At 42.3% G+C, this 6,246-nt stretch carries 4 protein-coding genes and 1 pseudogene; all 5 read right to left on the reverse strand.

Translation table 11 applies throughout. From position 1 onward, the window contains the following. Nucleotides 1-17: 17 nt before the first annotated feature. On the reverse strand, nt 18-1,148 hold the full coding sequence (locus F6K38_RS33130) for a geranylgeranyl reductase family protein (RefSeq protein ID WP_287359357.1): 1,131 nt from the start codon (nt 1,146-1,148) through the stop codon (nt 18-20). A gap of 110 nt (nt 1,149-1,258) precedes the next feature. Further along, complete coding sequence (locus tag F6K38_RS33135; RefSeq protein WP_287251433.1) at nt 1,259-2,521, reverse strand: HlyD family secretion protein; 1,263 nt, start codon at nt 2,519-2,521, stop codon at nt 1,259-1,261. A gap of 988 nt (nt 2,522-3,509) precedes the next feature. Continuing rightward, on the reverse strand, nt 3,510-4,493 hold the full coding sequence (locus F6K38_RS33140) for a hypothetical protein (RefSeq protein ID WP_287359360.1): 984 nt from the start codon (nt 4,491-4,493) through the stop codon (nt 3,510-3,512). Nucleotides 4,494-4,520: 27 nt separating this feature from the next. Next, complete coding sequence (locus tag F6K38_RS33145; protein WP_008181204.1) at nt 4,521-5,732, reverse strand: RNA-guided endonuclease InsQ/TnpB family protein; 1,212 nt, start codon at nt 5,730-5,732, stop codon at nt 4,521-4,523. Between the two features lie 139 nt (nt 5,733-5,871). Then, nucleotides 5,872-6,246, reverse strand: a pseudogene (locus tag F6K38_RS33150) (hypothetical protein); the annotation flags it as partial.

Raw genomic sequence — 6,246 nt, forward strand, 5'->3', positions numbered from 1 at the left:
AGCTTAACGAGGGAGTCTCAAAAAGTTAGGGAGCTTTCTAAGAGACTAATAGCGCGGTTTACTAGATTAGAATACTGTAACTCTCCAGAGAAAATTCGGGTCATGGTAGCAATAGCGGAAGGTCGTTGCAATACTACTTGATAACCTAGTTTCTGGAAACGCCAAAATACTTGGGCTAATCTTTTAGCTGAACTCATCTCTTTGCCCCATTCCTGAGTTATAGTTTCGCTGTATTGTTCTAAAGCATCCATCTGATTGGCTAGAGCCTTATCGATAGCTTCTGCAGCTTTCATCCCACTAAAAATCGAAGGACGGATGCCTTCAGCGGTGAAAGGATCTACCACACAAGCTGCTTCTCCAGCTAAGACTGCATTTTGGGTGTGTAGCTTCTGATCACCATTCCACAGGAAAATAGGATGACCAGATTCAGTAGCAGTAGCTAAATCTAGCTTAAACATAGTCCCATAATCTCGAATAATATTTTTGAAATTTTGTGCTTTACGTTTTTCACCAAATGCCCCTGCTCCCAAAGAAAAACCATCTGCCTTGGGAAAATTCCAGACATAGCCACTGTGAGCCAAACCCAACTCAAAATAAATATTAATATCCGTTTGATTTTCTATCGGTATTTCAAATTCTAATGCCCCTGCTACTATTTTTTTTTGTTGCTGAAAACCTAACCATTTACTCATTTTACCTTTGGAGCCATCAGCAGCAATTAAGTAATGTCCTGTAAACGATTCTTGATTGGTATTAATTAACCAGCGTTCGCTTTTAAATTCAATGCCGGTGACTTCCGTATTATCTTGAACTTTTGCACCATTTTGTTGTGCTTGTTGCACTAAAAAATGATCAAATATATCTCTTTTAACCATCCAAATAGGATAATTTTTGATATCAACTTGAATAGCATTTTTTTTATTATAAGTCAAATAAACGGCATTGGTTTTCAGAGAAATAGCAGGACTAAAATCAAAATCAAACCATTCTTGAATTACCGAAGATACACCACCACCGCAAGGTTTAGAACGAGGTAAAGATGCTTTTTCTAAAACTAAAACAGAATGTCCCTTTTTTGATAAATGATAAGCAGCGGTTCCCCCAGCAGGCCCTGCACCAACAATAATACAATCAAATATCTTTGTCATGCCCCCAATACCCCATTTTTTTTTACAATGCCGGACTCTGCGCCCCTGAAGCAAAAGAATCAAAATTACTTTAATGCTATGATAATCTTAACCCATCCAGAAATAGGAATTTAATTCGCCTTCAATTCAGTAATAATTTCCGCATCTGCTGGCATCCCTGGTTTTGCCAATCCCCCAGGATTATCAATAGTTAATTTAATCCCAAAGACTTGTCTCACCCGGTCTTCTCGAAAATAGATATTCTCGGGAGTAAAGGATGCTTGAGTATCAATAGTAGTCACTGTAGCACTTAAAGGTTGATCTGGGTCTGAATCAAGAAATACCTTAGCTTTCTGTCCTACTCGAATTTTGCCAATATCTCCTGCAGGAACGTATCCTCGTAGATAAACATTGTTGGGATCGATCACCGTTAAGAGTGTTTGACCAGCACTAACTATTTCGCCCGGTTCAACCAGACGAGTAATAACCACACCATCAATGGGACTGGCAATTTCCAGATCAGTTATTTTGCTTTTAATTTCTTGTTGGAAAGCTTTGGCAATCTCAACTTCAGCTTTAACCATAGCCAGTTGTAAACGAGCCTGGGCTAACTGAGTTTGTAATCTGCTTAGTTGAGCGTTGATAATCTCTGGGTTTAGAGTAGAGGTTTGGGCTTGTACTAACTGACCCTGTGCTACGTTTACTAATTTGCCGATGGCATTAACTGATGCTTGACTTGCTTTAACAGTTGCTTGGGCTTTTTTAAAAGTTGTCTGAGCTTGGTCAAATTGTTGTTTGCTTACGGCTCCCTGTTCCACCAATTGAGCAAAGCGATCGCGATTAACTTTCGCTAAGTTTAATTGAGATTGAGCTTCTTCTAACTTAGCAAACGCTTCATTAAGTTGAGCAACATTAGCGGCAACTGATGCCTCAGCTTGTAAGACTTGACCTCTGGTATCTTCTTGTGCTTTTTTGAGATTTAGCTGCACCTCCAGAATTTGACTTTCGACTAAATTGATTTGCAGACGGGCTTGAAGTTCTTGTTGCTGAGCAGAAACTAAACGAGCAGTAGCACCTTTTAACTTAGCTTTAATTTCTTGATCGTCAAGCCGCACAATGTTCTGATCTTTGTTTACTTCTTTCCCTTCCTGCACAGCGACAAAATTAACTCTACCTCCAACTTTCGTACCAATATCAGTTTCGTCGGCCTCAATCCGCCCACTTAGTAGGATTGTTCTATCTTGGGATGTTGATAAAAAATACTTGCTTGACACAGCTATCCCAGCTAGGCTTAAACCCAATAGGCTCAGTAGTAAAGGATAAATTTGCGGCTTCGGCTTGATAGTTTCCTTATTTTTGGCATTTTCTTGATCTAAAAATAGAGATTTATCCATAAAGACTTCTTTTTTTGGTTTCTCATAAATACATCGGGGCTAAAATCCTAACTTATTGACCAAATTGCCACGCAAGTTACTCCTCCATGGGAGAAGGAACACCTTTAGCATTTAACCTTAACATGTCTGACAAGTTTCGTATCAGTCACCCTAGTAGGGGGCTAATGGTGCTTGTTTAACCGATCCTATTGAAAATTTTAACCTTCTGCTTCCTAGGGCACCAGACCTAAGCAACGAGGGTGCGCTGAAGGGATTACAACTCCTTCAACACCAGTTAGTCTAAACTCCATAATCATGAATTATATAATCAACTTTATTCCTTAACTGGAGTTTAGACTAATTCTCGTTCACCGGAAACTTGCCTTCCGAGAGTAGTCACATTGACTTACTCAACTCAAACCCTTGATAAATAGTCATTACAGCAAATTTTAAGGCACTTGTCCTCAGCCAGTGCTATGAGTCAATTGTGCGATGTTCCGTTCGCGCATCGTCTGGCACTGCCAGTAAGGAACCGCTAAAAGCGATTGGCCTACGGCCACGCTAAGCGAACGCAAGACGAGTTGAAGAGTTTGGAAAATGCAGCCCTAATCCCAACTCGGCAAAAAAGACAAATAATCAAATCGCCCAGGACTATCTCAAACGCTCTAAGGTTCTTGAGGCATGGGTTTCAATTCCTAATTGCTTTTTATGAAGTTTCTTTAAACCCCAAAATTTAGTCTAAAGTCCAGTCCTTAAAAAATGACTTGTATTACGATTGAAGTGCTGACTATTGGTTTCAGATATCCTCTTAGAGGTTGTCTGAGAAGTTTCATTTGTTACATCCAAGCCCCCTAAATCCCCCAATTTTGGGGGACTTTTAGAAGCAAATTGACTCTTGTTCCCCCCAAAGTTGGGGGGCTAGGGGGGCAAAATTCAGTATAAAAAAACTTTTCAGATATCCTCTTAGGGGATATTTAGCGATAAACACTCAAAACTTAACACTTAACACTCAATGTTGAAACACCGAATCCCCTGCTTCAACCCGGAGATTACCTATTTTCCAACCTAGATAAATTGGTCCATTCCCATTAATTGGTTTGTATAGGTCAACGTGTTTTGACCAGTCATGGTCTTTACCATTTCGGTTCAGAATTGGCAAGTAATTTTTAGGATTGTGGGTCAGTTTAATACTCTCACCATTGCTACCAATCCACTGCACTTTACCTATGGCAATTTCACGTAAATCTAACTTACTTTTTTCCTTAACCGCCTGTTTAAAATCCTGATAGTTACCATGAGATTCTTCTTCTCCCACTTCTAGAGCAAAGCCAGCATAGCTATTGCCTAGGGTTGTTGCCTTAAGAGTTTTTTCCTGACTATAGAGCTGGGCAAATTTCTGGTTCGGTATAGCCACCTCAGTATAGGTATCCAAATTAATCGAGCGAATCGCTAACCAGGTTTTCTCCAGTTTAAAGAACCAAATCCCGTCTTCTATTTCTGCTTGAGCCGTCTTAGGTAATTGGAAAAAGAATGGTCTATCCTTAGCTGGTCTTAACCAAAGAACTAGGTTACGGTATTGCCCAACTTGGTCTCCCTGATTTTTTCCTGGCTTCACCCAAGCGCCACCAGTATTAGCAACAAAAAAATCCACACCCCGCTCTTGATTGTATGCCATTAGCTTGAATGGCCCGACATCACCAGCGGGGAACTCACCAGCCAAACTCCCCAACTGATAGGTATGACCAAAAAAGGTCGTTTCCCAATATCCTGGTTTATCCTCACCTCCAGGTTTCCAATTTTCGTAGACTGGTTTACTCGCCAGAATTTCCACAGGCTTCTGAAACTGCTTACGAGCTAACTTTACCACCGCCTGGGGAGGTCGATAGGCGCTAGTAATTACGTGAATCACATCCCGTTCTGGCTTAGGATTGACTAAGGTAACATCGCCAAAATAAAGCCAGAACAGACGGGCAGCACTGGCTCCGTACACCACATTACTTTTGCCTTGACACTCCCCGGTCTAAAGACGCGGGGATTCTTTGTTCGCAGACTCGACTTGCTTAACCAGGTCGGAACCAGGAAAAGTAGAGGCCAAATCTCCCAAAACGTTCGGATCTAGGATCCAGGTTCCGGTGTGCCCCACCGTACCCAAGGCTCTCTTGAGGATATTGATGGCAGCGTTGTGGTCGCGGTCTAATTGACAACCGCATTTGCAGGTGTGAGTCCTAGTTGATAGAGACTTTTTTACGACCTCACCACACTCAGAGCAGTTCTGGCTAGTGTAGGCGGGGTTGACTGCAACAGTGACCCTGCCAAACTTAGTTCCAAAATGCTCCAACCATTTCCTAAACTGATACCAACCCGCATCATTAATAGACTTGGCCAGACAATGATTTTTAACCAAATTCCTAACCCTTAGATCTTCGTAGGCAACCAAATCGTTAGATTGGATTACGCAACGTGCCAGTCTCTTGGCGTGTTCTTCACGTTGCCGACTTATTCTAAGGTGTGTCCTACCTAGTTTATTAACAGCTTTCTTGCGGTTGGATGAGCCTTTATTTTTTCGAGATACCCGACGCTGATAAAACTTTAAGCGCTTTTCACCAATCCGATAAAACCGGGGGTTAGGTTCAGTTTTTCCAACGGAATCCGTGTAGAAATCCTTCAGCCCGACATCTAACCCGATGGCTGTTCCAGTTGGCTCCAGTTCTTCCGTTATGTCAACTGAAACACAGAACTGGACATAGTAGCCATCAGCTCGTCGAACTATCCGAACCCGCTTAATTTGCTTCTTATCAAAGCGCCACAAGTCCCAATTACCCTTGAGTTTGAGCTTCCCAATTCCCTTCTTGTCCCTGAACACGATCGACTTTTTATCTGGGGACAATTTCCAGCCAGACTGTTTGTATTCAACCGATCTGCCACGCTTTTGGAACTTTGGGAAACCTTTTTTTTCAGGTACCTTTTTTTTGCAATTGTCAAAGAACCGAGAAATTGATGACCATGCCCGTTCAGAACTGGCCTGACGAGCAGTAGAGTTCAATTCATTAGCAAACGGGAACTGATGGGCTAAAACTTTGCTGTATTTCGACAGATCGTATTTATTGACGCCCTTGTTGTCCATCCAATATCTGAGACAACTGTTTCGGATAAAACGGGCTGTCCTAATCGCCTCATCAATAGCCAAATATTGAGGTTTTTTGCCGTATGCCTTGAACTCCAGAATGATCATCAGTCTGGACCTTTAACTGCTTTATTTTATTCTACAAGATTCCGGAAAATCTCTGAATATTTTTCACGGCGGCTAAAGCCACCATCTCGCTTTCATCCCCAGTCTTTAGACACGGGGCTGAAAGCATCGTTGATTCTTTGTAATCCCGCTTAGTCGGTCCACCAAAACCACCTCGATAATATTTCACTGCTGCCGCCGCTGACATCCAATCTAGAGCCGCTTTGGCCAGTTGTTTCACCTCCGGCTCCTTCGCAAAGTCGTAGAGATTTAGGTAAGCCGCAAAGGTGTGACCATGGTAAGTCTCTGAGTCCCACTCTCCCATACCAATGTTGTATAGCGCCCAGACATAGCGCTGAATTTTCTTTTTATACAGACGCCTAGTCTCTTCATTTCCGGTTTCCTCCGCCATCAGATAAACGGAAATCTCTCGCATTGCCCGGAGATTGTCCGTGTTGCGTCCATCCACCCAACTTCCTCGCACATCCGGTCCCCAACCATCACCACCTTTTCCCTT

It is taken from the genome of Moorena sp. SIO3B2, from assembly GCF_010692525.1.
In the GTDB taxonomy this organism is placed as follows: domain Bacteria; phylum Cyanobacteriota; class Cyanobacteriia; order Cyanobacteriales; family Coleofasciculaceae; genus Moorena; species Moorena producens.

Bases quoted from the DNA above. Each gene is read 5' to 3' on its own strand.
- F6K38_RS33130 (WP_287359357.1), bottom strand. From the start codon at position 1,148: ATGACAAAGATATTTGATTGTATTATTGTTGGTGCAGGGCCTGCTGGG.
- F6K38_RS33135 (WP_287251433.1), bottom strand. From the start codon at position 2,521: ATGGATAAATCTCTATTTTTAGATCAAGAAAATGCCAAAAATAAGGAA.
- F6K38_RS33145 (WP_008181204.1), bottom strand. From the start codon at position 5,732: ATGATCATTCTGGAGTTCAAGGCATACGGCAAAAAACCTCAATATTTG.